General features: G+C 58.2%; 23 protein-coding genes and 3 pseudogenes. 16 read left to right on the forward strand and 10 right to left on the reverse strand.

All coding sequences use genetic code 11. From position 1 onward, the window contains the following. Positions 1-115 precede the first annotated feature (115 nt). Positions 116-1585, reverse strand: a complete 1470-nt coding sequence (locus tag ACNYC6_RS03075; RefSeq protein WP_419711027.1) for a sensor histidine kinase — start codon at positions 1583-1585, stop codon at positions 116-118. A gap of 647 nt (positions 1586-2232) precedes the next feature. Between ACNYC6_RS03075 and ACNYC6_RS03080 the strand changes: the two genes are divergently transcribed. Further along, positions 2233-2745 carry a hypothetical protein gene (locus ACNYC6_RS03080; RefSeq protein ID WP_419711028.1) on the forward strand — a complete coding sequence of 171 codons (513 nt, stop codon included), beginning with the start codon at positions 2233-2235 and terminating at the stop codon, positions 2743-2745. Positions 2746-3098: 353 nt separating this feature from the next. Here ACNYC6_RS03080 and ACNYC6_RS03085 read toward each other — a convergent pair whose 3' ends face one another. The 3 genes from ACNYC6_RS03085 to ACNYC6_RS03095 all read right to left on the reverse strand — a co-directional run bounded on the left by ACNYC6_RS03085 (position 3099) and on the right by ACNYC6_RS03095 (position 5226). After that, entirely contained in the window at positions 3099-3908 is an 810-nt protein-coding gene (locus tag ACNYC6_RS03085) for a DUF2092 domain-containing protein (RefSeq protein ID WP_419711029.1), read from the reverse strand. A 328-nt stretch (positions 3909-4236) separates the two neighbouring features. After that, positions 4237-4695, reverse strand: coding sequence for a metallophosphoesterase family protein (locus tag ACNYC6_RS03090; protein ID WP_419711030.1), 459 nt, complete (start codon positions 4693-4695; stop codon positions 4237-4239). Between the two features lie 36 nt (positions 4696-4731). Further along, positions 4732-5226, reverse strand: a complete 495-nt coding sequence (locus ACNYC6_RS03095; protein WP_419711031.1) for a cupin domain-containing protein — start codon at positions 5224-5226, stop codon at positions 4732-4734. A gap of 288 nt (positions 5227-5514) precedes the next feature. On the opposite strand from ACNYC6_RS03095, the pseudogene ACNYC6_RS03100 reads away from it, so the two are divergent. After that, positions 5515-5757: pseudogene (locus tag ACNYC6_RS03100) on the forward strand (hypothetical protein); the annotation flags it as partial. Positions 5758-5953: 196 nt separating this feature from the next. Here ACNYC6_RS03100 and ACNYC6_RS03105 read toward each other — a convergent pair. From ACNYC6_RS03105 to ACNYC6_RS03115, 3 genes are all read right to left on the reverse strand, one after another. Further along, positions 5954-8851 carry an EAL domain-containing protein gene (locus ACNYC6_RS03105; protein WP_419711032.1) on the reverse strand — a complete coding sequence of 966 codons (2898 nt, stop codon included), beginning with the start codon at positions 8849-8851 and terminating at the stop codon, positions 5954-5956. Positions 8852-9094: 243 nt separating this feature from the next. Next, a complete protein-coding gene (locus ACNYC6_RS03110; protein WP_419711033.1) occupies positions 9095-9508 on the reverse strand; it encodes a cupin domain-containing protein in 414 nt (137 codons plus the stop codon). Positions 9509-9551: 43 nt separating this feature from the next. Continuing rightward, on the reverse strand, positions 9552-10304 hold the full coding sequence (locus tag ACNYC6_RS03115; protein ID WP_419711034.1) for an SDR family oxidoreductase: 753 nt from the start codon (positions 10302-10304) through the stop codon (positions 9552-9554). A gap of 261 nt (positions 10305-10565) precedes the next feature. Between ACNYC6_RS03115 and ACNYC6_RS03120 the strand changes: the two genes are divergently transcribed. Next, entirely contained in the window at positions 10566-12149 is a 1584-nt protein-coding gene (locus ACNYC6_RS03120; RefSeq protein WP_419711035.1) for a winged helix-turn-helix domain-containing tetratricopeptide repeat protein, read from the forward strand. A 22-nt stretch (positions 12150-12171) separates the two neighbouring features. Here the strand turns inward: ACNYC6_RS03120 and ACNYC6_RS03125 are convergent, their stop codons facing one another. Then, positions 12172-13845: a hypothetical protein gene (locus ACNYC6_RS03125; RefSeq protein ID WP_419711036.1), complete on the reverse strand. Its 1674-nt coding sequence runs from the start codon at positions 13843-13845 to the stop codon at positions 12172-12174. A 236-nt stretch (positions 13846-14081) separates the two neighbouring features. Here ACNYC6_RS03125 and ACNYC6_RS03130 point away from each other — a divergent pair, with 236 nt between their 5' ends. Continuing rightward, positions 14082-14489, forward strand: a complete 408-nt coding sequence (locus tag ACNYC6_RS03130; RefSeq protein WP_419712903.1) for a hypothetical protein — start codon at positions 14082-14084, stop codon at positions 14487-14489. 65 nt (positions 14490-14554) lie between these two features. Here ACNYC6_RS03130 and ACNYC6_RS03135 read toward each other — a convergent pair. Beyond that, positions 14555-15221, reverse strand: a pseudogene (locus ACNYC6_RS03135) (GlxA family transcriptional regulator); the annotation flags it as partial. Here ACNYC6_RS03135 and ACNYC6_RS03140 point away from each other — a divergent pair. The 6 genes and pseudogenes from ACNYC6_RS03140 to ACNYC6_RS03165 all read left to right on the forward strand — a co-directional run bounded on the left by ACNYC6_RS03140 (position 15142) and on the right by ACNYC6_RS03165 (position 17960). Next, a pseudogene (locus ACNYC6_RS03140) lies at positions 15142-15684 on the forward strand (acyl-CoA thioesterase). The pseudogenes ACNYC6_RS03135 and ACNYC6_RS03140 sit on opposite strands and share 80 nt — an antisense overlap. Before the next feature lie 55 nt (positions 15685-15739). After that, positions 15740-16033, forward strand: a complete 294-nt coding sequence (locus ACNYC6_RS03145; RefSeq protein WP_419711037.1) for a DUF7693 family protein — start codon at positions 15740-15742, stop codon at positions 16031-16033. Positions 16034-16114: 81 nt separating this feature from the next. After that, positions 16115-16684, forward strand: coding sequence for a chorismate mutase (locus tag ACNYC6_RS03150; protein WP_419711038.1), 570 nt, complete (start codon positions 16115-16117; stop codon positions 16682-16684). Positions 16685-16791: 107 nt separating this feature from the next. Continuing rightward, entirely contained in the window at positions 16792-16920 is a 129-nt protein-coding gene (locus ACNYC6_RS03155; RefSeq protein ID WP_419713061.1) for a hypothetical protein, read from the forward strand. 285 nt (positions 16921-17205) lie between these two features. After that, entirely contained in the window at positions 17206-17505 is a 300-nt protein-coding gene (locus ACNYC6_RS03160) for a hypothetical protein (RefSeq protein ID WP_419711039.1), read from the forward strand. Positions 17506-17531: 26 nt separating this feature from the next. Beyond that, positions 17532-17960 carry a nuclear transport factor 2 family protein gene (locus tag ACNYC6_RS03165; RefSeq protein ID WP_419711040.1) on the forward strand — a complete coding sequence of 143 codons (429 nt, stop codon included), beginning with the start codon at positions 17532-17534 and terminating at the stop codon, positions 17958-17960. On the opposite strand, the gene ACNYC6_RS03170 is transcribed toward ACNYC6_RS03165, so the two are convergent. Continuing rightward, positions 17936-18910: a LysR family transcriptional regulator gene (locus tag ACNYC6_RS03170; protein WP_419711041.1), complete on the reverse strand. Its 975-nt coding sequence runs from the start codon at positions 18908-18910 to the stop codon at positions 17936-17938. The two genes, ACNYC6_RS03165 and ACNYC6_RS03170, sit on opposite strands and share 25 nt — an antisense overlap. A gap of 386 nt (positions 18911-19296) precedes the next feature. Between ACNYC6_RS03170 and ACNYC6_RS03175 the strand changes: the two genes are divergently transcribed. From ACNYC6_RS03175 to ACNYC6_RS03200, 6 genes are all read left to right on the forward strand, one after another. Next, a complete protein-coding gene (locus tag ACNYC6_RS03175; protein WP_419711042.1) occupies positions 19297-20775 on the forward strand; it encodes a sensor histidine kinase in 1479 nt (492 codons plus the stop codon). A gap of 102 nt (positions 20776-20877) precedes the next feature. Further along, positions 20878-21531: a response regulator transcription factor gene (locus ACNYC6_RS03180; RefSeq protein WP_419711043.1), complete on the forward strand. Its 654-nt coding sequence runs from the start codon at positions 20878-20880 to the stop codon at positions 21529-21531. Positions 21532-21630: 99 nt separating this feature from the next. After that, the gene (locus ACNYC6_RS03185; RefSeq protein ID WP_419711044.1) at positions 21631-22005 is read left to right on the forward strand and encodes a response regulator transcription factor; all 375 of its coding nucleotides are present in this window, start codon (positions 21631-21633) and stop codon (positions 22003-22005) included. A gap of 235 nt (positions 22006-22240) precedes the next feature. After that, complete coding sequence (locus tag ACNYC6_RS03190) at positions 22241-23443, forward strand: NAD(P)/FAD-dependent oxidoreductase (RefSeq protein WP_419711045.1); 1203 nt, start codon at positions 22241-22243, stop codon at positions 23441-23443. 60 nt (positions 23444-23503) lie between these two features. Then, complete coding sequence (locus ACNYC6_RS03195) at positions 23504-23764, forward strand: transmembrane sensor/regulator PpyR (protein ID WP_338581807.1); 261 nt, start codon at positions 23504-23506, stop codon at positions 23762-23764. Positions 23765-24066: 302 nt separating this feature from the next. Then, positions 24067-25488 carry a sensor histidine kinase gene (locus tag ACNYC6_RS03200; RefSeq protein ID WP_419711046.1) on the forward strand — a complete coding sequence of 474 codons (1422 nt, stop codon included), beginning with the start codon at positions 24067-24069 and terminating at the stop codon, positions 25486-25488. Positions 25489-25512 lie beyond the last annotated feature (24 nt).

Here is a 25512-nt window from a genome sequence, read left to right on the forward strand (position 1 = left end):
TGGGCTCTCCGGTGGTGGTCGTGCCTGAGTTCAGGCCATTTGAAAATCCGACTTTTTCAACAGAATCGGTCGATTACAGCCTGTCACAGTAGAGCTGCAATCAACCAAATGCAGTTCAGGCCGGCGCACTGTTTTTTCTTTCGACAACCCTGAACGTCAAGCGCATGGAGGTGACCTGTTGTTCGTGGTGGGCCATTGTGGCTTCCCCACCAAAGCTTTCCATGATTTGCTTCACCATGATCAACCCTATGCCGAGCCTGCCTTGTTTGGTTGTGTAGAAAGGTTTGAAGGCCGCCATTTCCTGTTGTCTGGACAGGCTTTCCCCCGTGTCAGTGATGGTGAGATGCAGCAATTGTTGGTCGTGACTCAGACTGGATTGGACAGTCAATGTCCCCCCTCCTGGCATTGCCTCAATGGCATGGGCTATCAGGCTATTGAGAATTTGAGATAGCAGAAGTGGGTTGCTGACTACTCGGGGAGTTGGCTCATTACTGAACACAACTTGGATTCTGGATTGGGCCAGTTGCGCGCTGAAGCTGTTCAGCGTGGTCTGCAGTACCGTAATCGGCTCCACCAGTTCCGCTTCGCCACGGATCGGGCGCAAGTACAGCAATAACTCATTGACCCACTTCGACATCCGGTCAACCTGGCTGACGATATCGGCGATATTCTTTCTGGCCGGCTGGCCGTCCATTTCGTCCGCCAACTCTGCACTTGAGCGGATGCAGGCAAGCGGATTTCGCAGGCTATGAGCAACCGCCGTGGACATCTCAACCAGCCCCAAATACGTTCTGTTGGCAACCAGCTGGGCCTCTTGTGACGCCAACTGGATTGATGCACGCCGGACAATCCAGTAAAGCCCGAAGTAAAGAAGCGCGCCTCCAAGTGCGGTAGATAACCAGATTATCCAGTGGCCGCGATTGAGCCTTTCGATCAGGTCGAACGGTTCCTTGTAAATTTCCACCACGGCCAGGGTATTACCCAGGTCATCAACCAGTGGGATGTAGCTCTCGATAAAAAACATTTTCGGGGGATGCAAAAACTGCTGCTCGGGACGGACTTCATCAGCCGTACTGTATTTGGTTGATACGCGGTCTTTGGAATGGAATGAAGCTTCAAGTGCCTCGTCGTTCAGGAATGTCTGACCGATCAAATGAGGATTGGTTGACCAGATCACTGTCCGCTGAGGGGAGTAGATGCTGATCAGCAGTGAGTCCGGCAGGTGTGAAAGGTGATCAAGAAATTCGGAACGCGCACGTTGCCTGTTCTGCGACAATTCTTCCGACAGCATTCCATACGAAATTTGCGCCAGAACATCACCCATCCGCATCCCGGAGAGCCCGTGATGGCGTATCTCTCCCGTTGCGATGGTCTGGATGAACTGCGCTGACAATAAAGCATCTCGTTCCAGGCTTTCGATCATCAGAAATTGCGTTGAAACACTGCCCAGCCCAAATGCGATGACGCTGATGAGAAAGAAACTGATTTGCGAAAACCGGCGCAGGAGATTGAATTGTTGGGTGGGGGCAATGGAGTCAGCGGCACCCCGATGCAAACGCTTGAGCAATGTTGAAATGGAAGGCATGAAGAGTGTCCTGTGTGTTGCATTTCCCTGTGTGGCTAACCGAACTACAAACCTCGTTCGGGTGTTGATTCCGACAGCTTAGCCGGTTACGACTCAAGATTTGTTCAAGGCAAATTCAGGGCATCTGACCCATTGATACGCGATCAACACATTGAGCTAAACAGCTGCTCAGCGTTCTTCGATTCACACACCGCTTCCGCTTCCGCTCGCGTTGAAAAATGAAGGGAAAGACGACACTTTCCCTTGTTGTCATAAATGTTGAATCCGGACGGCTCCGTGCTCGAATAAAAGCGCCCACCACTCCTTACCGATCCTGTCTCCTTAGGTGTCGCTGGTACGACAACAAATCTCAATACCATCTCGTCACCTATATTTTTAATCCTGATCCTATTGTTTTAGCGGCATATAGCCATCTCATCAATCTCCCGTCAGGGGACTCGACAAGCGGAATGAATCCTGCCCGAATGCAACAGCTAACCGATGGTGAGCCGATGCCAGCATTAGAGGCAACTGGTTCCGTATCTGCCCGAAGCTCGATCGCCGAAATCGATCGATAGCCTGCGCATCTGCAAGGGGGATTCAAATTTTGTACTAGGCTGAGTCGATTAATAGACGTGCAGCTTTGCTGCGCCTACCTGGGGGTCAATATGAAAACGGTGCTGCTCAAGTTAAAACATGAAGCTCTCAAGGCGCTTCCGCCTACCCTGTTCTTTTTCATCATTCTGCATATCGTGGCCCTCATTCGTGGGCTCATGATCAAAAGCACGGGCGTTCCGCTTCCAGTATCAGCATCGGTTCTGATCGCGTCCTTGGTGTTGGGAAAATCAGTACTGGTCGCAGATATGTTGCCCTTCATCAATCGTTTTCCCGAAAAACCACTGATCTGGAACATCACCTGGAAGACATTCATGTATGCGCTTGTCGCGCTGGCGGTTCATTATCTGGAGCGGCTGTACGAATTCTGGAAAGAGGCTCCGAGCTTCACAGAGGCTAACTCCATGCTTTGGACCTCGATGAATTGGCCTCAATTTTGGGCGGTTCAGATTCTGCTCATTACGTTGATATTCATGTATTGCGTCATCTCGGAATTGGCGCGGGCATTAGGGCATGATCGTCTGAAACAGATGTTCCTGGGACCGCTTCCTCCATCAACGCGTTGAACCTGAAGCCAGTGCGAAGAGCGCTTTTTTGTGAAGTGCCTGGGAAATAGAGGACGCTTAAACGCTTTAAAACGAAGAATCCCGGCATCAAGCCAGGATTCTTCTATCCCTCAACAGACCCGTTTCACATCGAGCATCGGGCCCCCATTCAAAGGATACCGACCACTAATTACGCCGTGCCGTGCGTCTTGCCACACCGGCAACGCTTACGGGGGTGAGGGGGCGTCCGACCACAGCCTCGGCCGATGGAATCAAGCTATGCACCCCAGGGATCGACAAGGTCTCTCCGAGCTCCAGTGCACACACCAGAACGAATCCGACCAGCAGGAAACCGCAAGACTTCATCAGGAGGTTCATTTGGTTTTTCCTCGTGCAAAGTTGCCTGGCAAATCCTCGGCGTTGGGCAGGTCTTTGAGTTCGATTTTCTTCGCATCGGTTGAGTTGTTAAAAACGAAATCTTCAGAGGCAACCGTATCACCGCTTTTCCAGTCTCTCAGCTGAATGCTGTACTGCGGGTTTCCGGCAACTTTTTTTGATGTGATGGAATATCGGCAAGGATAGGGCTGCTCACCCTGGGCAATCCATATTTGCCAATCCACCTCTTTCTTTCTGAAGGCGAAGTGGTCGCACTCGACACCACCGATAACGCCACTACCCAAGTCTTTGATGTTGGTTACCCCTGCCATCAATTGATCCTGAGGATTGGACATGAACAGGTCGGCACCGGGAAGCGGCCTGTTGTATTTATCCCTGAGCACATCGAGTAGGTGGTCAAGCGTGCCCGGGACTTCGACCTGCGAGTAAATGTTTTTACCTTTACCGAGCAACGTGAGCGTCTTGCCATCAAACAACAGTTCGATGTCTGCGAATCCGCTGGAGCGGGTACTGCGCAATTTGTCGGGCCGGTTGATCACAACAGCGCCGGAGCCTGCCAGGGCAAGTCGTTGCTGGTCTTTGGTGACAACTTCAAGGATGGTGTCGTAATTGAACGACAGTTTATTTTGCGCAGACATGTAGTCGGACATTTTCTTGAGCTGGCTTTTGGCAAAGGCCTCATCGGCATGTGCCGCCTCAGCCATGCCCAAACTAACGATCAGAGCAAGTCCGACTCCAGTTATGCGGGTAACGGATGGAGCGATAAAAGTTCGAGCGATCTTTTCCATTGCAGGTCACCGCGTTGGTTATGCCTGGATGGTAGTGCGGACTCATAACGCTAGTCGCATCGTCATGGATTTGCCGTGTATTGGCCGACCATTCATCAGATGTCAGATCCAAAGCGTGAAAAACTAACGCCTGAGGCGAGATAAATGAAAAGACAAAGGGGACAGATTTTCTGTTTAATCCGCAACCCAGTTGCTCCATCGATTGCGTGGAAGAAACTATTGAGCAGACACGCGTAGACCGAAAGTCGAGACTGGATCAGTCGAGCTATTGGGGCGGCCCCCATGTTGAACGACAGCGCGGTCGGGGGCGGGCTCCATCAGATTATGCTCATCCCAACAACGAAACCAATCGCGGTTCAATCGCCCCCTTCCCCACTTCAAGCAACGCCAACGTCACCGGCAACTTGAACCGCCGCGGCCCCGCGCTGCCCGGGTTGAGGAATAGCCGTTCCCCGCGCCACTCAATGCGTGGTTTATGGGAATGTCCGGTAATCACCAGCCTCGTGCCCGCATCAAGCAGCGCGGGTACATCGGCAATGTCATGCACCAGTAAGGTCTGCCAGCCCTCGATGTCGAAACTCAGGTGATCGGCGACGAGTTCTGCCCACGGGGCCGTCTGGTCATTGTTCCCGCGCACGACATGCAGCGGCGCAATCGCCGCCAGTTGTTCGAGGATCTCCTGCTTACCAATGTCGCCCGCATGAATGATCCGCTCACAACCCTGCAACGCCGCGAGGGCTTCGGGGCGCAGCAGGCCGTGGGTATCGGAGATCACGCCAACTTTCATGCAAGGCTCCAGGCCAGATTCAAGATTGAGCGTCTCCTACTTGGACGCATTCCGAGGATCATCATGGCTATCAATGTATTCAATCCCCAGCGGCCCCGTGCCGTAAACCTGTGAGATGTACTCCCCGGATTTCGCCCAGTGAAAGTGCGGCGTATTCGCCGGCAGTATCACGACGCTACCCGGCCCATAAGCAACCAGTTTGTCCGGATCAAAGACCTTACCAAACCCAATGTAGAAAACACCTGACATGACGGTGTAGATACGATTTTCTGGGTGGGTATGGGGCATCAATTGGGTGCCACTGGGCACTTTGACTCGCACAACGTAGGGTGCAGGCTTACTCGGATCACCGGCCACAACGGCCAGTTTTACTTCTTTCGGGAAAGCGGGAAAGCTGCGCCATTCCACGTCTTCGTTATGTAAAGCGCCGACTTTATCGAGGGGTAACGGTTGTGCCTGGGCAAACGGCACGGCTGCACTTGCGACAAGAAGTGCCGCCAAACCAGCCGTTTTGAGAATGTGCTGAAACATGAAAGACACCTTGGCGATGCAGTAGACAAAATCGTCAGGCTGACTCTATTTGTGATCGGCATTGCTGATAATGACGCGATCACGCATTACAGTTGATCCGCAATGTAATCAATGTTCTGACGCCTCCCGGGTTGCCAGGCGGTACCGCAACATCACACTCACCGGAGGTAGGTCGCTTGCCCTATCAATGCCGTCGATGCTCACCATCACTTCAATGAAGTTCTCTTAAAAAATCCACCGCGTAACATCTGCTCCATACCAAACCAAAACACCCTGGAGCACACGATCATGAAACGCCAAACCCTCCTCAGCATCGCTTTCTCGGTTTTCGCAGTTAACGCTTTCGCCGCAACTTCTGCTCAACCTGTGTTGGCTGAAGGTGGTTCGGATCGTCTGATCCAGAATCGTGTCGCTGAAGGCGGTTCTGATCGCCTTATCGAAAACCGCGTCGCTGCCGATGGCTCGGATCGCTTGAAAGGTAACGAAGTGGCCGCCGATGGCTCCGACCGCCTGCAAGGCAACTCCGTCGCCTAAACCAATCGCTTCACCGCAACACCCATGAAAAGCCCGGCCTGATCAGCCGGGCTTTTTCGTGCGTGCAATCTCCTGTGCGAGCCTGCTCGCGATGTTCTCCAATACGCTGCGTTTAATCTGGCAGTACGCGTCATCGCTAACGTCCATCGCGAGCAGGCTCGCGCCTACAATGGACCGCGTTTAAGTCCTCGCATCAGCCCCCCATCACCGAACTCGCCAACAACGCCTCCAACCCCATCGGCCTGGCAAAGTAGTAGCCCTGGGCCTGCCCCGCGCCCATCTCGCGCAGCAGGTCCAGCGTCGCTTGATCCTCGACACCTTCGGCTACCACGCTCAAGTCCAGCGATTCGGCCATGCGCACGATGGCCCGGACGATTGCGCGACTGCGGGCGCTGGTGGTCAGTTCGAGGATGAAGGACTTGTCGATTTTCAAGCCGCTGAATTGGTATTGATGCACATAGCTCAGGGATGAAAACCCGGCGCCGAAGTCGTCGAGCACCACCGACATGCCGTTGTCGGCCAGTTGCTGCATGGTTTGCCGGGCAATCGCAGGTTCGGCCACCAGCGCACCCTCGGTCAATTCCAGGCAGATCCGCGATGGCTCGACACCGTGTTGCGCCAACAGCGCCAGCACATCACTGGCGAAGTCCGGACGGGTCATGCTGTAACTGGAGCAATTGACATGCACCGCAGGCCAATTGGCGTGTTCGGGTTGTGCGAGGATCGCGGCGATGCTGGCGAGCATATACAGGTCCAGTCGCCCGATCAGCCGCAGCCCTTCAACATCGGGCAAGAACTCGCCCGGCGCGATCACCCGGCCTCCCGGCTGGTGCCAACGAATCAGCGCTTCCAGGGCCAACAGTTCACCGGTTTCGATGCTGACAATCGGCTGAAAATACGGCAGCAGCTCATCGGTGCGCTTGAGCGCGTTGCGCAAGGCCCCTTCCCGCTCGACCTGGTCCGAAACTTCGCGCCGCACTTCCTGGTTGAACACCGCGTAACTGTCGCGCCCGGCACTCTTGACCCGGTACATCGCCGCATCGGCATCGCGCAACAAGTCGGCCGGCTCGTGATGGAACTGGCTGTCGGCGCTGACAATGCCGATGCTGCAGGACGAAAAAACTTCATAGCCATTGATGAAAAACGGCAGGTCGAACGCCACCAGTATTCGTTCGGCGATTTCGATCACCACGTCCAGCGGCGCGTCGGGGGCCAGCACCGAAAATTCATCGCCGCCCAGGCGCGCCAGCATGTCGGTTTCGCGCAGGCAACCGCGCAGACGATGGGCGGCCTGCATCAACAGCAGGTCGCCGAAATGGTGACCCAGGCTGTCGTTGACCATTTTGAAACGGTCGAGATCGATGAACATTACCGCCAGGTGCCCGCCCTGACTGCCAAAGCGTGACCAGGCCTGATTGAGGCGCTGTTGCAGGTAGGTACGGTTCGGCAGACCGGTCAGCGCATCGTGGGTGTTTTCGTGCTGCAACTTGGCATTGGCGTGATCGAGTTCGCGCGTGCGGTTCTGCACCCGGGCTTCGAGCTTGAGGTTAGCGGCATGGATCGCTTCGGCGGCCGTACGCCGCGACAACGCGGTGTCGATGTGTCGCGACACGAATGTCAGCAGCTCCTGATCACGCAGCGTGTACCACACCTGCGAGGTGTAGCTTTGCACCGCCAGCACGCCACGCACCATGTCGCCATCGAACAAGGGAATGCCCAGCCAGGAACAGGATCGGACATCCTCATGGGCTATTTCGATTTCACCTTGCGCATCCAATCGTTCCGCCTCGCCGACGTCGACCAGGCAAGGTCGACGCTGACGGATCACGTACTCGGTCAGACCCCGACGCCCACGTCGCGCCGCCGGGCAGATCGTCTGTCGTTCATCCACAAAGTAAGGAAAGGTCACTTCACCGGTCGCGTCGTCGAACAGCGCAATGTAGAAGTTCTGTGCGAACAGCAGATCACCGACGATACCGTGCAAGGTTTTGAACAATTCGGCCATGTCGCCGGGCTGGCTCGACAGTTCAGCAATTTTGAACAATGCGTTCTGCAGATGCTCGGCGCGCTCGCGGTCTGCCACTTCCTGCCTCAGTGCGTCGTTGAGTGCAGAAAGCTCCAGGGTGCGGCGCATCACCGTTTGTTCCAGGTCCTCCCGGTGCAGAATCCGGCCCAACGCCATGGCCACGTGGCGCGCCACCACCAGAAACAACGCACGGTCTTCAGCGCTGTAGATACGTGCAACGTCATAGACCTGCATCGCCAACATACCGAACACTTCATCCGAGGCATTTTTCAACGGCGCGCCCATCCAGAACTCGGGACGATCACCCACGCAGAAAAAACGCCCCTCGGCCTGAGCCGCGAGAATGCCGGCGGCATCGATCAGCAATGGCTGGCCGGTGGTCAACACCTGGCCGGTCAATGACAGACGCGAAGGGACAAGGTACTCGTAATTCTCGGATTCCAGCGCATCAACGTCGATGATGTCGACGTAATACGGGTAGTCGATTTTGTGAGTGTGCGGGTCGTACAGCGCGAGATAGAAGTTCTCGGCGTCGATCAGGCTGGCCAGCAACTGGTGAACGCCCACCAGAAACACTGATCGGTCGCGAGTAGAGCTGGCGAGGTAGGTAATTTCATACAGCACACGTTGAGTAATCTGCGCACGGGCCAGGGTATTGGTCTGTAGCTCAACACCCAGGTGCAGGGCAAATTCGGCGAGCGCCGGCTCCGCGGCCTGGTCTTCTGGTGCGAGTAGCCAACCCAGCACGCTTTCGCCTCTACCGGTCGGCCAGCGGTGCAAGCCCCGGGCCTGGCAAAAGGCCTCGAACGCTTCATTCTCGATGTTTGAGGGCCATTGCGCCTGTGGGTCGCCCTGCCCGACCCAATGCATTTGTTCACCGGCGCGGTAAAACACCCATGCGCGGGTATGGACCCCGTTGCGCGCTGAGTCCAGCAATTGCTCGATCGAGTCTTCGTTGCCGGCGTAGGCCATGCCGACGTCATCCGGGTCATTTTTATGTTGAGGTGACGCTACTACGCAATCGGTCGATTGCCGTGGGGAGTCGTTCCTTGTACGAAAACTCATCAGCGCTCCCTGAGCCAGAAACTGGCGATACTCACCGGCTGCTAGCAATGTGCCAGTGATCTCTCATTTAAAGCTTGTTGTTATTTATTTCAATAATTTTGTTCGCTTGAGTGCCAACTATGAGACGAGCAGCAAGTTATTTGCGGCTTATTGAAAAAACAACCGTCATTCGGTGATGTGCTGCGTTAGCCATCAGAGTGCGCTTTTGCGCGTCGCGCCGGATCGGGCGTCGATCAGTTCGGCTCACTTTTTCAGAGGCGTCACCAGTGGCATGTCATCGCTGTCGACGACAAACACTGCCAACAGACGTGCTGGTTGACTGTCGCTGGCGTTGGCGCTGACCTCGTGCACGGAGCCCGGCTCTTCCACGAAGTTTTCGCCGACGTGGTAGACCTTTTCCGGCTCGCCTTTGATTTTGATGCGAAACGAGCCTTCCAGGACCGTTGCATAGATGAAAGCCGTTTTCGGATGGGTATGCGCTGGCGAGGCTGCGCCCGGCCCATACTCAACAACCACGCCTTTCATGCTCTTGCCAGGAATGTTGGGAATGGGACGGTCGAACACCACCGTCACCTTGCCGGGAGGCGGCTCAGCGGCCGACGTCGCGCCGATCGAAAGCACTGTGAAAACAGCGGCCAACAGGATGCGAGTAACCATGGGATTTGCTCCTTCGTGGGTGGGGATGTGATGGGGCGAACTGTCAGCGGTTCGCCGACCGGGCAAACCAGTCTTCGAAGCGGATCGCTCCCAGGCGCGCACTTTTGCCGGCGGTCAGCGATTGGTCGTCGAGCACGGCGCCGAAGTAGCGGGCGTTCACGTCCGGCACGACTTTGTGGTTGTCCCCGGTTGCCTGCATAAAGCGCCTGACCAGTTCGTCGATCGGCAGGGCTTCAGGGCCGGCGACTTCGACCGTGCCATTGACCGGCGCAGCCAGCGCGACATCGGCCAGCGCCGCCACCACGTCGTCGGACGCTATCGGCTGGATCAGCGCCGGCGAAGCGCGAACCTCCTCACCGACGGTGAACGACTGGACAATACCGCCGACAAATTCGAAGAACTGCGTGGCACGCAGCAAGGTGTAAGGAATGCCGGATGCCTTGATGATGTTTTCCTGCGCGACTTTGGCCCGGAAGTAACCGTTTTCAGGCAGTCGCTCAGTCCCGACAATCGACAGGGCAACGTGATGGCGAACCCCGGCCGCGGCTTCGGCAGCCAGCAGGTTGCGGCTCGACGTTTCGAAGAAATCGAGGACGGCCTGGTCCTCCCACGACGGCGCATTGGCCACATCGACCACCACATCAGCGCCATCCATCGCTTCAGCGAGGCCTTCGCGGGTGATGCTGTTCACGCCCGTGCTAGGGCTGGCGGCGAACGCGTCGTGGCCGCGCTCGCGCAGGGTGTTCACAAGTTTCGATCCAATGAGGCCGGAGCCTCCGATTACGACGATCTTCATGGGCTTTCTCCACTTGTCGACGGCAATCATTGCGTCGGTGTGGAGCAAGATTGCCTGCGCGCGCGCGGCGAGTCCTTGCGCCGGGCTTGGGTTTGTCTTGGCGAACGCTTGGATTTACGTCCAAAGAAATTCTTGATCGTCCAGCCGCCCTTGCCGCAGACGGTGCAGCGGCTTTTGACCTGCCGTATCATCAGCGTCAGGTACTAATCGCCAGTCGCCTGGGACACGGAGTTGAGGGCGCTTCGCCAGGGGATGCTCACTTTGCAGTTCGCATTTGATGACTTCGTGCTTGATCAGGATCGCCGGGAGCTGACCTTGCGCGGGCAAGTCGTGGCCGTCGGCCCGCAGGTCTTCGATCTGTTGCTGCTGTTCGTCAGCAACCCCGATCGCGTGGTCAGCAAGGACGAGTTGCTCGAGGCCGTCTGGAGCGGCCGGATCGTCTCCGAATCGACGATCACCAGCCACATCAATGCGGTGCGCAAGGCCGTCGGTGATACCGGCGAAGAACAGCGCCTTGTGCGCACGGTCGCCCGCAAGGGTTACCGCTTTGTCGGGCAGGTCTCGGTCGACAATAGCGCGCAAGCGCGTCAGCCTGAAACCAATGACCATGCGGCCTCCAGGCAAGCGCCCTCCTCTGCGCGGGTTCTTCCGGACAAGCCATCGATTACCGTTTTGCCCTTCCAGAACCTCAGTGGCGATCCGGAACAGGAATATTTCGCCGACGGCGTCGTGGAGGACATCATCACCGCCCTGTCGCGCATCCGTTGGCTGTTCGTCATTGCGCGCAATTCGAGCTTCACATTCAAAGGCCGGGCGGTGGACGCCAGAGGCGTTGGCCAGGAGCTGGGCGTTCGTTACGTGCTGGAAGGCAGCGTGCGAAAGTGCGGGAACAAGCTGCGCATCACCGGGCAACTCATCGATGCAATGAGCGGCACGCACATCTGGGCGGAGCGTTTCGAAGGTCTGCTCGACGACATCTTCGAGCTGCAGGATCAGATCGCCGAAAGCGTGGTCGGCGCCATCGCGCCGCAACTCGAAAGGGCAGAAATCGAACGTGCCAAACGCAAACCGACGGACAGCCTCGACGCCTACGATTACTACCTGCGCGGCATGGCCAAACTGCACCGCGGCAACCGGGAAGCCATCGAGGAAGCGCTGCCGATGTTCTACACGGCCATTGAACTCGATGCAGAATTTGCCTCGGCCTACGGCATGGCCGCTTGGTGTCACTTCTGGCGCAAGCTCAATGGCTGGATGATCGACCGGCCCGTCGAGATCGCCGAAGGCATTCGGCTGGCGCGGCTGGCGGTGACGCTCGGCCGCGATGATGCGGTCGCATTGACACGTGGCGGGCATGCACTGAGCCATCTCGCCGGCGAGGTCGACGGCGGCATTGCCCTGCTCGACCGGGCGCGCCTGCTCAACCCCAACCTCGCCCCTGCGTGGTTCCTGGGCGGCATCCTGCGTGCGCTGCACGGTGAAACGGACGCGGCCATCAAGGACTTGAACCATGCCGTTCGCTTGAGTCCGCTGGACCCGGAAATGTTCCGGATGCAGGTCGGCATGGCACTGGCGCACTTCTTCGCCGGGCACTTTGATGCCGCTACGGACTGGGCGGAAAAGGCCTTGGGCAACCTGCCCAGCCTGCTGCCCCCGGCGGCGCTGGTCGCGGCCAGTCATGCACTCTGCGGGCGAATGGATCAAGCCAAAATGGCGATGCGGCGCCTGCACGAACTGGATCCCTCTTTGCGCATCTCCAACCTCAAAGACTGGCTGCCGATCCAGCGCCCCGAAGATTTCGCCCGGTTCGCCGATGGGCTGCGGTTGGCGGGATTGCCGGAGTAAGCGCGGCTGGCTGGTCCCAGGGCTACCGGCAACAACTCTTTTCGGCCCGGCAAAAACACGACGCCTTGATCTGCACATCCGCCCGCGCCGTGGCCAGGTTGAGCCGCACCTGTGCAGCCGCCGCTTCGGCATCGCGACCCAGTCGCTTCAGACATTCCACATAGCCGTGCAAGCTCCAGACATTATCCAAATGCCATGACGCGCGACTGAGGGTGTTGTCCAGGCCGAGGTCGGCGCTGTAGGCGTGCAACGCTTCTTCGACCCTGCCCTGCTCCAGCAGCAGCGCACCGAGTGCATGACGCACCGGTTGCATCCAGCCCCAGGGTTCGTCGTAGGGCAAGTGGTCGTCCAGTGATTGCGCCTCGCGCAGGTGGGCGAAAGCTTCGTCGAAGTTGCCTTTGCGGTATTCGATTTCGCCGCGCAACATGCCGGCCGCTACGGCGAGGATGTCGTTGCATTGGTTGTTGAACAGGTAGCGTGTGTCCGGCACCCGGGCCCAGGCTTCGAGGAACAGGTGATGCTCGGTTTCGGCGGCGTCAACTTGCCCGCAAGCCGCATGGGCCACGCCTTTGGCGTAATGCAGCATGGCGGTGGTCACGCAGTACAGCGCCTGGTCATCCGGTAGCGGGGTGGCGAGAAGGTCGTGCCATTTGCCGAAGCGGATCTGCACATGGACTTTCATCGACACGAAGCTCTCCAGCCAGTCAGCCATGGGCGGTTGTTCGACGCGCAACAGCTCTTCCTTGATGGTTTCGCTCAGTTGCTCGGCGGCTTCCAGGGCCGGTTGGTATTGGCCGAGGAACATCGCCGAGTAGAGTTTGAAGTGGTAATTGTGGCTGCGATACAGCGTGTAGAAGTTGATCGGGCCTTCCTGTGCCAGGTATTGGCTGTCGGCCTGGATCGCCCGGTGATTGGTGATCATGGCGCCACGGTAGTCGCCGCAGAGCACGTCGATGTGCGACGGCATGTGGCGCAAGTGACCGGCGTCCGGCACCAGGTCGCGCAGGACATCGCCGGCGCGTAACGCCCGTTCCGGGTACGGCGACATTTCCATCGTGTGGACGTACATGTGCAGCACGCCGGGGTGCGGCGCGTCGCCGTGTTGCTCCATGCATTGCAACGCTCGCTCGAGCACGGCCACCGTTTCAAGGGTGTCGGCGCCTGCTGCCGGCTCGCCGGTTTTCAGATCCCATAACTGCCACGGCGTGCGGTCGATCAGCGCTTCGGCGAACAACGCCACCACGTCGGGATCATCGGGAAAGGATTGGTAGACATCGCGCATGGACGCCGCGTAGGCATCGTTCCAGGTGAAGAGTTCGTCAACGCTATTGGCCTGTTCGGCCTGGTAGCGTTGCGGGAGCGCGCGGATCAGCGCCTGCTCCACCGGTGTTGCGCCGTCGAGATGCACCAACGCGATTTGTGTCGCCAGCCGGGCCTGGGCCACGGCTTCCTTCAGTTCTTGTTCGATGAAGGCGTCCCAGCGTTTGTTGTAGTTGGGACCCGTGGCGTAGGCGATGCCCCAGTAGGCCATCGCGCAACGGCGGTCGTGTTCGAGGGCCTTCTGGAAACAGCGGATGGATTCGTCGTGGTTGTAGCCGTAGCACCATATCAGGCCACGGTCGAACCAGAGTTGGGCTTGCGGCGAATTCGTTGTCACCGGGCGGCTGTAGGTACCCAAATCGTAATAATCGTGCATCGGTTTATCCTCTCGATCAGAGTATGAAACCTGCGAAGAACCAGCATACCCCCGCGCTACTGGCCGGGCCGTGCAGCCGACGACAGGCTAGGGCGCATCATCACGCCCGCAAGGGGTATGCCGTTAGCCCTATCAATGCTGTCGATGTTCACAATCACTTCAATGAAGTTCTCTTAAAAAATCCACCGCGTAACATCTGCTCCATACCAACCCATAACACCCCGGAGCACACGATCATGAAACGCCAAACCATCCTCAGCATCGCTTTCTCGGTTTTCGCAGTTAACGCTTTTGCAGCAACTTCTGCTCAACCTGTGGTCGCTGAAGGCGGCGCGGATCGTCTGATCGAAAGCCGTGTGACGGAAGGTGGTTCGGATCGCCTGATCCAGAATCGTGTCGCTGAAGGCGGTTCTGATCGCCTGCTGGAAAAGCGTAACGCTGTAGCGGCCGATGGTTCGGATCGTTTGAAAGCTAATGAAGTGGCTGCCGATGGCTCGGACCGCCTGAAAGGCAATGAAGTCGCAGCTGATGGCTCCGATCGCTTGAAAGGTAACGAAGTGGCCGCCGATGGCTCCGATCGCTTGAAAGGTAACGAAGTGGCCGCCGATGGCTCCGATCGCCTGCAAGGCAACGCCGTCGCCTAAGAAAATTGCCCGCAACGCCCAACAAAAAGCCCGGCCTGATCAGCCGGGCTTTTTCGTATTCAACATCATGCGAGTGCTTGAAACTTCTTGCGGTACGCCGCCGGCAAAAATCCCACACGCTGACGGAAAAGCCTGCGGAACGAGTTACCGTCTTCGTAACCCACGGCGTAAGTGATGCTGTCCAGGGTCATGCGGGTCGATTCCAGCAGCTGTTTGGCTTTCTCCAGACGCAGGGTTTGCAGGTAGGTAATCGGCGTATAGCCCGTCGCGTCCTTGAAGCGCCGCTTAAAGTTGCGCACGCCGAAACCGAATTGCTGGGCAACGTCATCGATCAGCAACGGCTGGACAAAATGAGCTTCAAGCCAGTTCTGCGCCCGCAGTACTTCGCCATCGCCATGGTTTTTCGGCAATGACCACATCACATACACCGATTGCTCGCTGCGCACCGAGTCGACCAGCAGGTATTTGCCGCACTTCTGCGCCAGTTCCAGTGAAGCGAAGCGACGCACCAGATGCAGCAGCAGGTCCATGGTGGCGCTCGCGCCGCCGCTGGTGATCACGCGCTGGTCTTCGCAGATGATCTGCGTTTGCTCAAGACACGCCGCGCTGTAGCGGCGACGAAAGAGGTCGGCAAACGCCCAGTGCGTGGGCGATGGACCGGTCCGCGCGTAACGTCTGCCCACCCCACGCGGCGACTTGCGCGCCATCCAGCGACGCAGTCATCACCTGGAATCTGGACCTCAACCGGCATGTCACCAATGGCCGTTATTTCACCCTGGCCGATATCGGGCGCATGGATTACGTGTTGCGCAGTGGCGCCTTTCGTGTGGCGTTGCGCAACAAGGCAGTGCCCATCGTCGGCGATACCTGGGGCAAGTTTCGTCGTGAATTGAAGCTGTTCGAAGCGTTTGAAATTCACAGGCGGATGCTCGGCTGAGATCACAAGTGGAGCTTCATGGAGCACCGTTCCGTGAGCAATGGCCGAGTGGTCGGTGTGGTGGTGATGCGCGGCCTGTTCCGTGCAGCGAAAGGCACGGTGCCGCCCGGCGAATTTGCTCGCGAACTGGGGTTGTCGGAGCAATCGATGGAAATGCCGCAATGGCTGACAGACTGGTCGCAAAGCTGCGACGACATGAGCCTTCAGCTGCGGGACGAAGAGGCGCCGCGTACCCGGCAGGCACAGGCGGTCGAATGACAGTCTCGGGGGCACGCTCTATCCTGTCGCCTTCACCCACCGCCCGGAGACACCTGTGCCGCCCCTGACCGCCCGCGAGGTTTACCAGCAATTGCGCGATGCAGCCTTGGGCTTGCGCCCGCTCAAGCGCCTTGAAGATCAATCCGGCCCGCTGCAGGTCGACATCGAGCATTGGCGTTTCAGCCTCGATGTCGACGGCACACACCTGCGCCACTGCCTGCATTGCCAGAGCCCGGACGGTCGCGAATTCAACGGCGGACAGCGCTTCGGCACCGACCCGGTAAGTTTGCTCAGCACTTGGGAGCTGGCGCAGATTGAACGGCTGTTGGCCGCCACTGTAACGGGTTGAATACACGGTCGTGTTTCGTGCCTCGGGCTCAGCTGTGATACATAAGACCTGATGCGCATCCCACGCCCAAGAGGTTTGCTTATGTTTCACTGCCCACGCCTGCCGCAATTGCTGAGTTGTGCCCTGCTCGGCTTACTCGCCAGCGGCGCCCAGGCCGCCACGTCCTCCGCGGCACCTGACACACTGCAACCGCTGCTGAACACGATCAACGAGCGCCTGAACATCGCCGATGAGGTGGCGCTGACCAAGTGGGACAGTGGCAAACCGATCCAGGACACCGCCCGGGAAGCCTTGGTGATTGCCAACGCCAAAAAGCAGGCTGTCGAGCGCAAAGTGGACCCGGACGAAGCCGCGGACTTGATCGCGGCGCAGATCGAAGCCAACAAACTGGTGCAATACGGTTTGATCGCGCAGTGGCAAGCGGCGCACAAAGCACCGGATGCGCCACGACCGGACCTCAATCAAATCCGGCCAAAACTCGATGAACTGCAAACCCGTCTGTTGCAGGAGTACGCCGATTTCGTGCCCTACCGCGTCGACCCGGAATGCCCGACGTGGCTGGCCGAACAGCGCTCCGCCCTGATCAAGGATGCCCTGCACGGCCAGGCCCTGATCCGCGCTACCGGGGAATTGTGCTTCACCGATCAATGACAACGAATACGGCGCAGGGCAACCATTGACTCAATGAAGTTCTCTTAAAAACGCCAGGGCGTAACATCAGCGCCATAGCAACCGACAACACCCTGGAGCACACGATCATGAAACGCCAAACCATTCTCAGCATCGCTTTTTCGATCTTTGCCGTTAACGCTTTGGCTGCAACTTCCGCTCAACCTGTCGTCGCTGAAGATGGTTCGGATCGCTTGCACGGCAACCCCGTCGCTTAAACGAATCGCTTCACCGCAATACCAAGAAAAGCCCGGCCTGATCAGCCTAATGCGGTTCACTTAACCGATAGAGCAAACAACCGAAAACCTGTGGCGAGGGAGCTTGCTCCCGCTGGGCAGCGAAGCGGCCCCCAAACCTGCAACCGCGTTTCGTCAGGTACACGCCATTCGCTGGGCCTACGACTGCTGCGCAGCCGAACGGGAGCAAGCTCCCTCGCCACAGATTCAGTGTTCGTCCTTAAGTGAACAGCATTAGGCCTGATCAGCCGGGCTTTTTCGTGGGGAATGTTCGGGGTCAAGCTGATCGTCATCTCCCCTCTGCCACCGATTCACCTGTTTCCCGCGTTGCCGCAACCGCTGCGCTGGTATCTCGGTAACCGCGCTGCGCGCTTCAACGCGCATCTTGAGAGACTGGCGGATCGTCAGGATCGCTGTAGGATGCTGACAACCCGTTTGGCCCCCGTGGCCGGGGCGATGGCCCGGGATGGTTTCCATCCGGGCCCGGCCATCTACAGTGTCTGGGCGGACGATGCCGCGCAGGTCATCGCCCGAGAGTTTGGTCACACCGCATCAGGCACGCTTTGAACAACAACAAAAAACAGGAGTTGAATATGTCCGAACTGCAACTGCACCCCAAAGCCGCTGAATCCTTGAGCCTGTGGCACGCGATGATCCGCACCGGCGACTTGAAGTCCTTGCCGGCATTGCTGGACCCGCAAGCAGTATTTCGCTCGCCGATGGCGCACACGCCGTATCCGGGCGCGCCGGTGGTCTCGATGATCCTCAACACGGTATTCAATGTATTCGAGGACTTCACCTACCACCGTGAACTGGCGACCGCCGACGGCCTGAATGTGGTCCTCGAATTCAGCGCCAAGGTGGATGGTAAACAGCTCAAGGGCATCGACATGATCCGCTTCAACGAACAGGGAAAAGTCGTCGACTTCGAGGTCATGGTCCGGCCAATGAGTGGCTTGCAGGCCTTGGGCGAGGAAATGGGTCGACGTCTCGGCGCCTACCTGGCGGCCAGCAAAGCCTGATCGTTGTGCAACGCCGGTCGAGCCTTCGGCACCACCTGCAACTCGACCGGCTCACACAGAAACGCACTGCAGCGCGAACGTAGCCAGCGCTGGCCAGGGTCATCATGCGCCGCTGCGCGCCAGACCATGGAAAGCTCGGGGGCCGGCAATTGCAGCGGTGCCACCTCGGCCCTCATTCCCGCCATCGACGCCATCGCCTTGGCCACATAATCCGGCACGATGGCGAGCATGTCGCTTTGCCCCAGCAATCCCGGCAACGCACTGAATTGCGGGACGGTCAGCACGACGTTGCGCTGCCGCCCCAACAGGCTCAGGGCATGGTCGGTATCATCCGACGCGCAGCCCGTGGACGACACCACCACATGCGGGCGCAGACAGAATTCGTCCAGCCCCAACGGACCGGGACGGGTATCAAACCGCAGCAGCGATGGCCGGATCGGCCGCAAGCCTTTGCGTCGGGCACTGGCCGGCAGGTCGAGGGTATGGCTGATGCCTACGGAGATGTCGCCATTGAGCAGTCGTTGTGACATCTGCTGCTGATCGACCCTGTGCACAATCAACTTGATGCTCGGCGCCTCGACCCGCAGTTGCCGTAACAGCCGCGGCAGCAACGCGTACTCGACATCGTCGGACAGGCCGACATGAAACGTCGCCTCACTGGTGCGCGGGTCGAACGAATGGCAACGGCTCAACGCGGCGGCGATGCCATCCAGCGCCGGCGCCAGGTTGGCGAAGATTTCCTCGGCCCGTGCGGTCGGTTCCATCAATCGCCCGCAACGGATGAACAACGGATCATCGAACAACACGCGCAAACGGCCCAGGGCACCGCTGATCGTGGGCTGCCCCAGGAACAGCTTTTCGCCGACGCGGCTGACATTTCGCTCATGCATCATCGTCTCGAAAACCACCAGCAGGTTAATGTCGGCACGACGCAGGTCATTTCTGTTCATGAGGTTCGCTACCCGGCACGCGGCCATTGAGTTCGGGAAGGTGCCTGAACAGGGTATGGCGGCGGGCGCAAAACGTCTGTCGTACCTGCGGACAGAGCGATCATGCATTAGGTGAGTACGTTGATACCTCGGTATAACCCACGCAAAAAAAACTTAATCCAATGAAGCACTTCCGCGACTTTCCCCCTGACGCGCCATTCGCCGCCATGGCAGTTTTTTCGGGTTTTTTGTCCTAACGGGGTGCGAGCCCGTGCTTCTAGGATACTGAATCGATTCTCCGTCCCCTGCCCGAACAAACAATCGAGGCGCGCATGATCGAAATCCCTACAAAAAAGCCTGCCAACGCACGCCGCGCGCCCGCCTCTGCAAAAGGAACCTGCAGCAAAATGCTGTACAACTCAGGTCAAAGCGCCTCTCGTCTGTTGTTCGGTCTCAACCTCAAGCCGTTGGAAAACCTGCTGGTGTGGCTGACGGGATTGGTCGTGGCGTGCGGGATCCTGATCAACACCGAAACCCAATCCGACCTCACTACCACCACGCTCTACATCGCGTTGTTGCTGATGGCGATCAACCTGTTGTCGATCAGCGCGGTGATCGTGGTCGCGTTGTTCTGCATGTTGGTGCTGACGTCAATGTGCCTGTATCACGGTGGATTTAGCCGCTGGGACTCGGTCACGGACTTGCTGCGCAGCTTGACCGCGTTGGCGGCAATCATTTTCCTGGCGCTGCGCAGCAAACGGGTCTCCGACAACCTGCGCCACAAGGAAGTCTACATGGTCGGTGCGCAGCGCCTGACCCAGACCGCGTGCTTCGGCTTTCGAGCGGACCTTGGGAAAATGGGCTGGTCGGAGCAGGCGGCACGGATACTCGAATACCCGGCGGGCGCACCTTCCTCGGTGGACTTGTTCCTGGCGCGAACCCACCCCGATGACCTGCCGCTGGTACTGGCCGGTTTCGACAAGGCCGCACGCCACGCAACCTTGATCGAGGTCAAACACCGGCTGCTGATGCCTGACGGGCGCATCAAGTATTTGCACATGTTCGCCACCCCGCTCGGCCGCTTTGAGTACCTGGGCGCGTTGATGGACGTGACCGCCAGCAAACTGGCCGAAGAGGCGTTGTGTCGCGCCCAGACCCAATTGGCCCATGTCACCCGCGTGACGACGTTGGGCGAACTGGCAGCCTCCATCGCCCATGAAGTCAATCAACCGCTGGCGGCGATCACCAGCAGCGCCGAAGCCTGCCGCAATTGGCTCGGCCACCCGGAACCCGATGTATTCGAAGCACGCCAATCACTCGATCGGATCATCGCCAGTTCCAACCGGGCCAGCGAAATCACCCACCGCGTCAGGGCCTTGTCGCGCAAATGCGGTCCGCTGCGCCAGAACGAATCACTCAACGACATCGTCAACGAGACCCTGAGCCTGGTTCGCTATGAATTGGCGCATCACACGATCACCCCGACAATCGAGCTGACCGCGTTCGGCGGTCAAGTCAGCGCCGACCGCGTGCAACTGCAGCAAGTCATCATCAACCTCATCATCAATGCCTGCCAGGCCATGGACGCGGTCAGCCCTGGCGAGCGGGCGCTGTGCATCCGCACCTGGGTGAAGAACAACGAAGTGGTGCTGGAAGTGGCCGATCAAGGCCCCGGCATTCCCGCCGAAATCTTGCCGCAATTGTTCACGCCATTTTTCACCACCAAGGCAAACGGCCTCGGCATGGGCCTTTCCATTTGCCGTTCGATCATCGATTTCCACGAAGGGCGGATCTGGGCCACCAACACACACGGCCAGGGCAGCTCGTTCCTGTTTGCCCTGCCGATACGCGTTGCCAACGATCAAGGTTACGCAGCGGCCATTTAATACACAGGTATGAGTGCCGCCTGCCCGGCTGACAATTAATGTAGCGCCCATCGCCAGGAACACAACGCGGGCGGTTGCACGTCCACCCCTTGGGAACCAGCAATGAACGAACAGCACCCACTCCACAAAATCACCCGGAACGAGTCCATGGTTTTCATCGTTGATGACGATGCGCCGCTGCGCGAATCCCTCGGCAGCCTGTTGCGCTCCATCGGCCTTCGGGTCGAATTGTTCGGTTCGGTCGCCGAGTTCATGAAGTACCAGCGTCCGGACACGGTCAGTTGCCTGGTGCTGGATGTGAGGCTGCAAGGCAGCAGTGGCCTGGACTTTCAAAACGAACTCGCCGCCGCCGGTATCAACGTGCCTATCGTGTTCATCACCGGCCACGGCGACATCGCCATGACCGTGCGGGCAATGAAAGCCGGAGCGGTGGATTTCCTGACCAAGCCCTTTCGCGAACAGGACCTGATCGATGCGGTGTGCGCCGCCCATAGCCGGGACAAACAGCGACGCGAATCCGAGCGCCACGCCGATGAATTGCGCTCACGTCACCAGACCCTGAGCGCGCGGGAACAAACGGTCATGGCGCTGGCCGCCTCGGGTTTGATGAACAAACAGATTGCCGGTGAAATCGGCTTGAGCGAAATCACTGTAAAAATCCATCGCGGCCAGGCCATGCGCAAAATGGGGGCGCGTTCGTTTGCCGATCTGGTGCGCATGTCTGAAGTCATCTCGGCTCAGCCAGCAATCAGGTGACTATACCCACGTATACTGTGCGCCCTTTCAGGACAGCGTATCTTGCAATGATGGTGCAGAGCCTACTCAGTGCTCTGTGCTACCAGGCAGGACACCTCTATGTGCAATAAGGCAATAATTGCCGTTGTCGATAACGATGAAGCCGTTCGAATGGCGCTGGACAGTTTATTGCGATCCTATGGTTATACCGTGCGAACCTACGAGGGCGCGCATGAGTTTCTCTTCTCCGATGGCCCGGTTAATACGTCCTGTCTGATCTCCGACATACAAATGCCGGGAATGGACGGCATCACCCTGTATGAAGAGCTGGCGGCCAAAGGCATTCATATCCCGGTGATTTTCATAACCGGCAACCCCTACGCGCAGCGCTCGCCGCGCACTGGCGCCATGAAACCCATTGCCTTTTTCCCCAAGCCTTTTTCCACCGACACGTTGCTCGCCTGTATCGAAACAGTCCTTAACCGACGCAACTAAAACCCGCCGACTCAAGCAACTAACACCTTGGTATAGCCCGTTAACACTTAGTCATACTCAGGCTGACCCTATGTAGCAGTGCCAGAATTAAAACCCTCGAATAACATCTTCTCCAGATCAAGCCGAACCGTCTGCCTTGCGCTGTCCAGGTACATCGCAAAGGATCAGTTACCGCGCTCGTGCTTACGTCGAAGCAACTTTTTTACGCCCTCGATTGTTCTTCAGGAGCTAAACAATGAAACAGCAAATCTTGATTATTGGTGCAGGGTTCGGTGGGGTATGGAGCGCCTTGAGCGCGGCCCGTCTGCTGGACAAGCACGATCGAAATGACGTCGAGATCACCGTGTTGGCTCCTCAGGCCGAACTGCGCATCCGCCCGCGCTTCTACGAGCCTGACGTGCACACCATGAAGGCACCGCTGAACGATTTGTTCGACGCGGTGGGCGTGAAATTCGTCAAAGGCTCGGCCGAAACCATCGACGAAAAAAGCAAAACCGTCAGCTACACCAACGCCGCGGGCATTGAGGGCAAACTGAGCTACGATCGCCTGGTGCTGGCCGCTGGCAGCAAGCTGCAGCGTCCACCCGTTGAAGGCATGCTGGAACATGCGTTCGATGTCGACGAAATCGAATCGGCCAGCCGCCTGGAAGCGCACATCAAATCGCTGAAAGACAAACCGGACAGCACCGCCCGCAACACCGTAGTGGTGGCCGGCGGTGGTTTCACCGGCATCGAAACCGCCACCGAAATGCCGGCGCGCCTGCGTGCCGTGCTCGGTGAAAACGCCGACATCCGCGTGATCGTGGTCGAACGCTCGCCAAAAATCGGTTCAGCCTTGGGCGAAGGCATCAGTCCATCCATTGTCGAGGCTTCGGAGTATCTGGGCATCGAATGGGTTGTCGGCGCCACCGTTGCCTCGGTCGATGCCAACGGCGTCACCCTCGCCGACGGTCGTCGCATCGAATCCAACACCGTGATCTGGACCGTCGGTTTCCGCGCCCACTCGCTGACCGAGCAAGTGCAAGGCACCCGCGATCATCAGGGCCGCCTGCATGTCGATCAGAACCTGAAAGTGCGCGGTCACGCCGATGTCTACGCCTCCGGTGACGTGGCTTACGCCGCGACCGATGACCTGGGCAACTTCGCGGCGATGTCCTGCCAGCATGCGATTGCCCTGGGCCGCTATGCCGGTAACAACGTCGCCGCCGAACTGCTGGGCGTCGAGCCGATGGCTTACAGCCAACCCAAGTACGTCACCTGCCTGGACCTGGGCGCCTGGGGCGCGGTGTTCACCGAAGGTTGGGATCGCCAGGTGAAACTGGTGAAAAAGGAAGCCAAGGACCTCAAGACCCAGATCAACACCGTGTGGATCTACCCGCCAGCGGCGGATCGTGCCACCGCGTTGGCGGCAGCCGACCCGCTGATTCCGGTGGCCTGAAGACGACGGATGCGGCCGTGATTGCCACGGCCGTAACACTTCAAAACGGAGGTGATCGAAATGTATGGTTTTTTTGAGCATCCGTATCAGGTTTTGAAGTTGTCCCACGCCATGCTCATCGGCGGACTGATCGCGTTAGTGGTCGGGGCGATTCTGGCCTACGGCCTGGATCAATACCTGTCGCTGCCCAGCGTGGTGATGGCCCATGCCATGACGATTCTTGGCCCCACGGCCATCAAGCTCGGTTACGTGATGCGCCTGCTGACGCTGCATCGTCTGCGGCGCCAGCAAGTCATCGATTCACCTGGCCTTGCCAGGTGATGTGAAGTTAAACGCCTGTATCCCGGCCCGCCCACTCCTTGCTGGCCCGGGACATTTCCCAAGCGCCCGCCACTGGTTTTTCTGGCGGGCGTTTTTTCTCAAGCCGGATCGACCCGACATCGCGCTAAACCTTTGCTCCAAAGGATGGATGACCAACCCGTTTCAGCAGCGCCTTTGCACAACAACACCAACACCCCTCACAAAGAGTTTGCCCGGCATTACCGATGCCTTGCGAGTTGCCGTTCGATAGCAAAAATCCGGAAGAACAAATGTCTATCATTAAACGTTGCAAGAAACTTTTTATGTCAGATGCCGTCGCCTGGCTGGCCGCCCTTGCAGTCGGATGCATGATCTTCATTACCAACGCCTATCTCGACCTCGATGTGGCTCCGACGCTGTTTTACATCACCCTGGTGTTCACGTCGGCGAACTTCTTTCCCGTTCCTGTCTTCCTTGCCGTTGCCCTGGGTTGCGTAGCCATTCTGACCGCCACTTTTATTGCCGATGCGGGCTATCGTGATCACCGCTTGATCGCCGGATTCGTGCGCTGCCTGATCGCCTTGACCACCATTACCCTGCTGGCGCTGCGTAGCAAACGCGCGACCGACACGTTGCGTCGTAAAGAGGCGTTCTTCTTGGGCGCACAAAAACTCAGTCATACCGGCAGTATCGGCTTCACCATCGACGACGCTGTCATCGTTTCGTGGTCGGACGAAGCTTCGCGCATTTTCGAGTTCCCGGTGGGCGAAACGCCCACGCTGGCGATGGTCCGGGAACGCACTCATCCCGATGACCTGGCGATTTTCGATAGCGTTCTGGAACAGGCCGCACACCAGCAAAACCTGATCGAAGTGGAACATCGACTGCTCATGCCGGATGGCCGGATCAAGTACGTGCAGATGATCGCCAATCCGTTGTTCAAGCAGGGCCGGCGCATTGAATACGTCGGCGCGTTGATGGACGTGACGGCCTCCAGACAATCCGAAGAGGCACTGTTTCACTCCCAGGCGAAACTCGCGCACGTGACACGCGTGACGTCCATGGGCGAACTCGCGGCGTCCATTGCCCATGAAATCAATCAACCTCTAGCGGCGGTGATCACTAGCGGGGAGTCCTGCAAACGGTGGATCAATCGCCCTGAACCGAACCTCGAAGAAGCACGCCGTTCTCTGGACCGGATCATTCAAAACTCGGCCCGGGTTTCCGATGTCATCGCCTGTATCAGAGCGCTGTCGCGACAGAGTGAGGTGCAGCGCAAAGCCGAACCATTCGACGACATCGTCAGTGACTCACTGACGCTCATGCAACATGACATAGGCAACCATCAGGTTCGCCCACACTCACAACTGCGTGCCCCTGGCGCTCACATAAACGGCGACCGGATTCAACTGCAGCAAGTCATCATCAACCTGATCATCAATGCCTGCCAGGCCATGGCAACCGTGCATGACCGCACTCGAACACTACGGATTCAGACCTCCGTGCAGGACAACGAGGCGGTGCTCGAAATCGCCGACTCAGGCACCGGCATTGACCAAGACATTCTCCCGTCGCTCTTCGATCCGTTCTTTACCACCAAACCCACCGGCCTGGGGATGGGCCTCTCGATCTGTCGCTCGATCATCGAGTTCCACGGCGGGCGTATCTGGGTCAGCAGCACCGTGGGCGTCGGTACGCAGTTCCTGTTTGCAATTCCGCTAACCCCCCTGAGACACGATGAATAACCTTCATCCACCCCTGATGTCGCT

Origin of the sequence: Pseudomonas sp. NFX224 (assembly GCF_048565165.1) — a bacterium.
Classification (GTDB): Bacteria; Pseudomonadota; Gammaproteobacteria; order Pseudomonadales; family Pseudomonadaceae; genus Aquipseudomonas.

What these genes read in the sequence shown, in the direction of transcription:
- ACNYC6_RS03200 (WP_419711046.1), top strand. Translation starts at nt 24,067, where the DNA reads ATGTCAGATGCCGTCGCCTGGCTGGCCGCCCTTGCAGTCGGATGCATG.
- ACNYC6_RS03180 (WP_419711043.1), top strand. Translation starts at nt 20,878, where the DNA reads ATGAACGAACAGCACCCACTCCACAAAATCACCCGGAACGAGTCCATG.
- ACNYC6_RS03105 (WP_419711032.1), bottom strand. Translation starts at nt 8,851, where the DNA reads ATGAGTTTTCGTACAAGGAACGACTCCCCACGGCAATCGACCGATTGC.
- ACNYC6_RS03130 (WP_419712903.1), top strand. Translation starts at nt 14,082, where the DNA reads ATGAAACGCCAAACCATCCTCAGCATCGCTTTCTCGGTTTTCGCAGTT.
- ACNYC6_RS03160 (WP_419711039.1), top strand. Translation starts at nt 17,206, where the DNA reads ATGTTCGGGGTCAAGCTGATCGTCATCTCCCCTCTGCCACCGATTCAC.
- ACNYC6_RS03085 (WP_419711029.1), bottom strand. Translation starts at nt 3,908, where the DNA reads ATGGAAAAGATCGCTCGAACTTTTATCGCTCCATCCGTTACCCGCATA.
- ACNYC6_RS03195 (WP_338581807.1), top strand. Translation starts at nt 23,504, where the DNA reads ATGTATGGTTTTTTTGAGCATCCGTATCAGGTTTTGAAGTTGTCCCAC.
- ACNYC6_RS03170 (WP_419711041.1), bottom strand. Translation starts at nt 18,910, where the DNA reads ATGAACAGAAATGACCTGCGTCGTGCCGACATTAACCTGCTGGTGGTT.
- ACNYC6_RS03185 (WP_419711044.1), top strand. Translation starts at nt 21,631, where the DNA reads ATGTGCAATAAGGCAATAATTGCCGTTGTCGATAACGATGAAGCCGTT.
- ACNYC6_RS03090 (WP_419711030.1), bottom strand. Translation starts at nt 4,695, where the DNA reads ATGAAAGTTGGCGTGATCTCCGATACCCACGGCCTGCTGCGCCCCGAA.
- ACNYC6_RS03190 (WP_419711045.1), top strand. Translation starts at nt 22,241, where the DNA reads ATGAAACAGCAAATCTTGATTATTGGTGCAGGGTTCGGTGGGGTATGG.
- ACNYC6_RS03125 (WP_419711036.1), bottom strand. Translation starts at nt 13,845, where the DNA reads ATGCACGATTATTACGATTTGGGTACCTACAGCCGCCCGGTGACAACG.
- ACNYC6_RS03095 (WP_419711031.1), bottom strand. Translation starts at nt 5,226, where the DNA reads ATGTTTCAGCACATTCTCAAAACGGCTGGTTTGGCGGCACTTCTTGTC.
- ACNYC6_RS03080 (WP_419711028.1), top strand. Translation starts at nt 2,233, where the DNA reads ATGAAAACGGTGCTGCTCAAGTTAAAACATGAAGCTCTCAAGGCGCTT.
- ACNYC6_RS03175 (WP_419711042.1), top strand. Translation starts at nt 19,297, where the DNA reads ATGCTGTACAACTCAGGTCAAAGCGCCTCTCGTCTGTTGTTCGGTCTC.
- ACNYC6_RS03155 (WP_419713061.1), top strand. Translation starts at nt 16,792, where the DNA reads ATGAAACGCCAAACCATTCTCAGCATCGCTTTTTCGATCTTTGCCGTT.
- ACNYC6_RS03075 (WP_419711027.1), bottom strand. Translation starts at nt 1,585, where the DNA reads ATGCCTTCCATTTCAACATTGCTCAAGCGTTTGCATCGGGGTGCCGCT.
- ACNYC6_RS03150 (WP_419711038.1), top strand. Translation starts at nt 16,115, where the DNA reads ATGTTTCACTGCCCACGCCTGCCGCAATTGCTGAGTTGTGCCCTGCTC.
- ACNYC6_RS03115 (WP_419711034.1), bottom strand. Translation starts at nt 10,304, where the DNA reads ATGAAGATCGTCGTAATCGGAGGCTCCGGCCTCATTGGATCGAAACTT.
- ACNYC6_RS03165 (WP_419711040.1), top strand. Translation starts at nt 17,532, where the DNA reads ATGTCCGAACTGCAACTGCACCCCAAAGCCGCTGAATCCTTGAGCCTG.
- ACNYC6_RS03110 (WP_419711033.1), bottom strand. Translation starts at nt 9,508, where the DNA reads ATGGTTACTCGCATCCTGTTGGCCGCTGTTTTCACAGTGCTTTCGATC.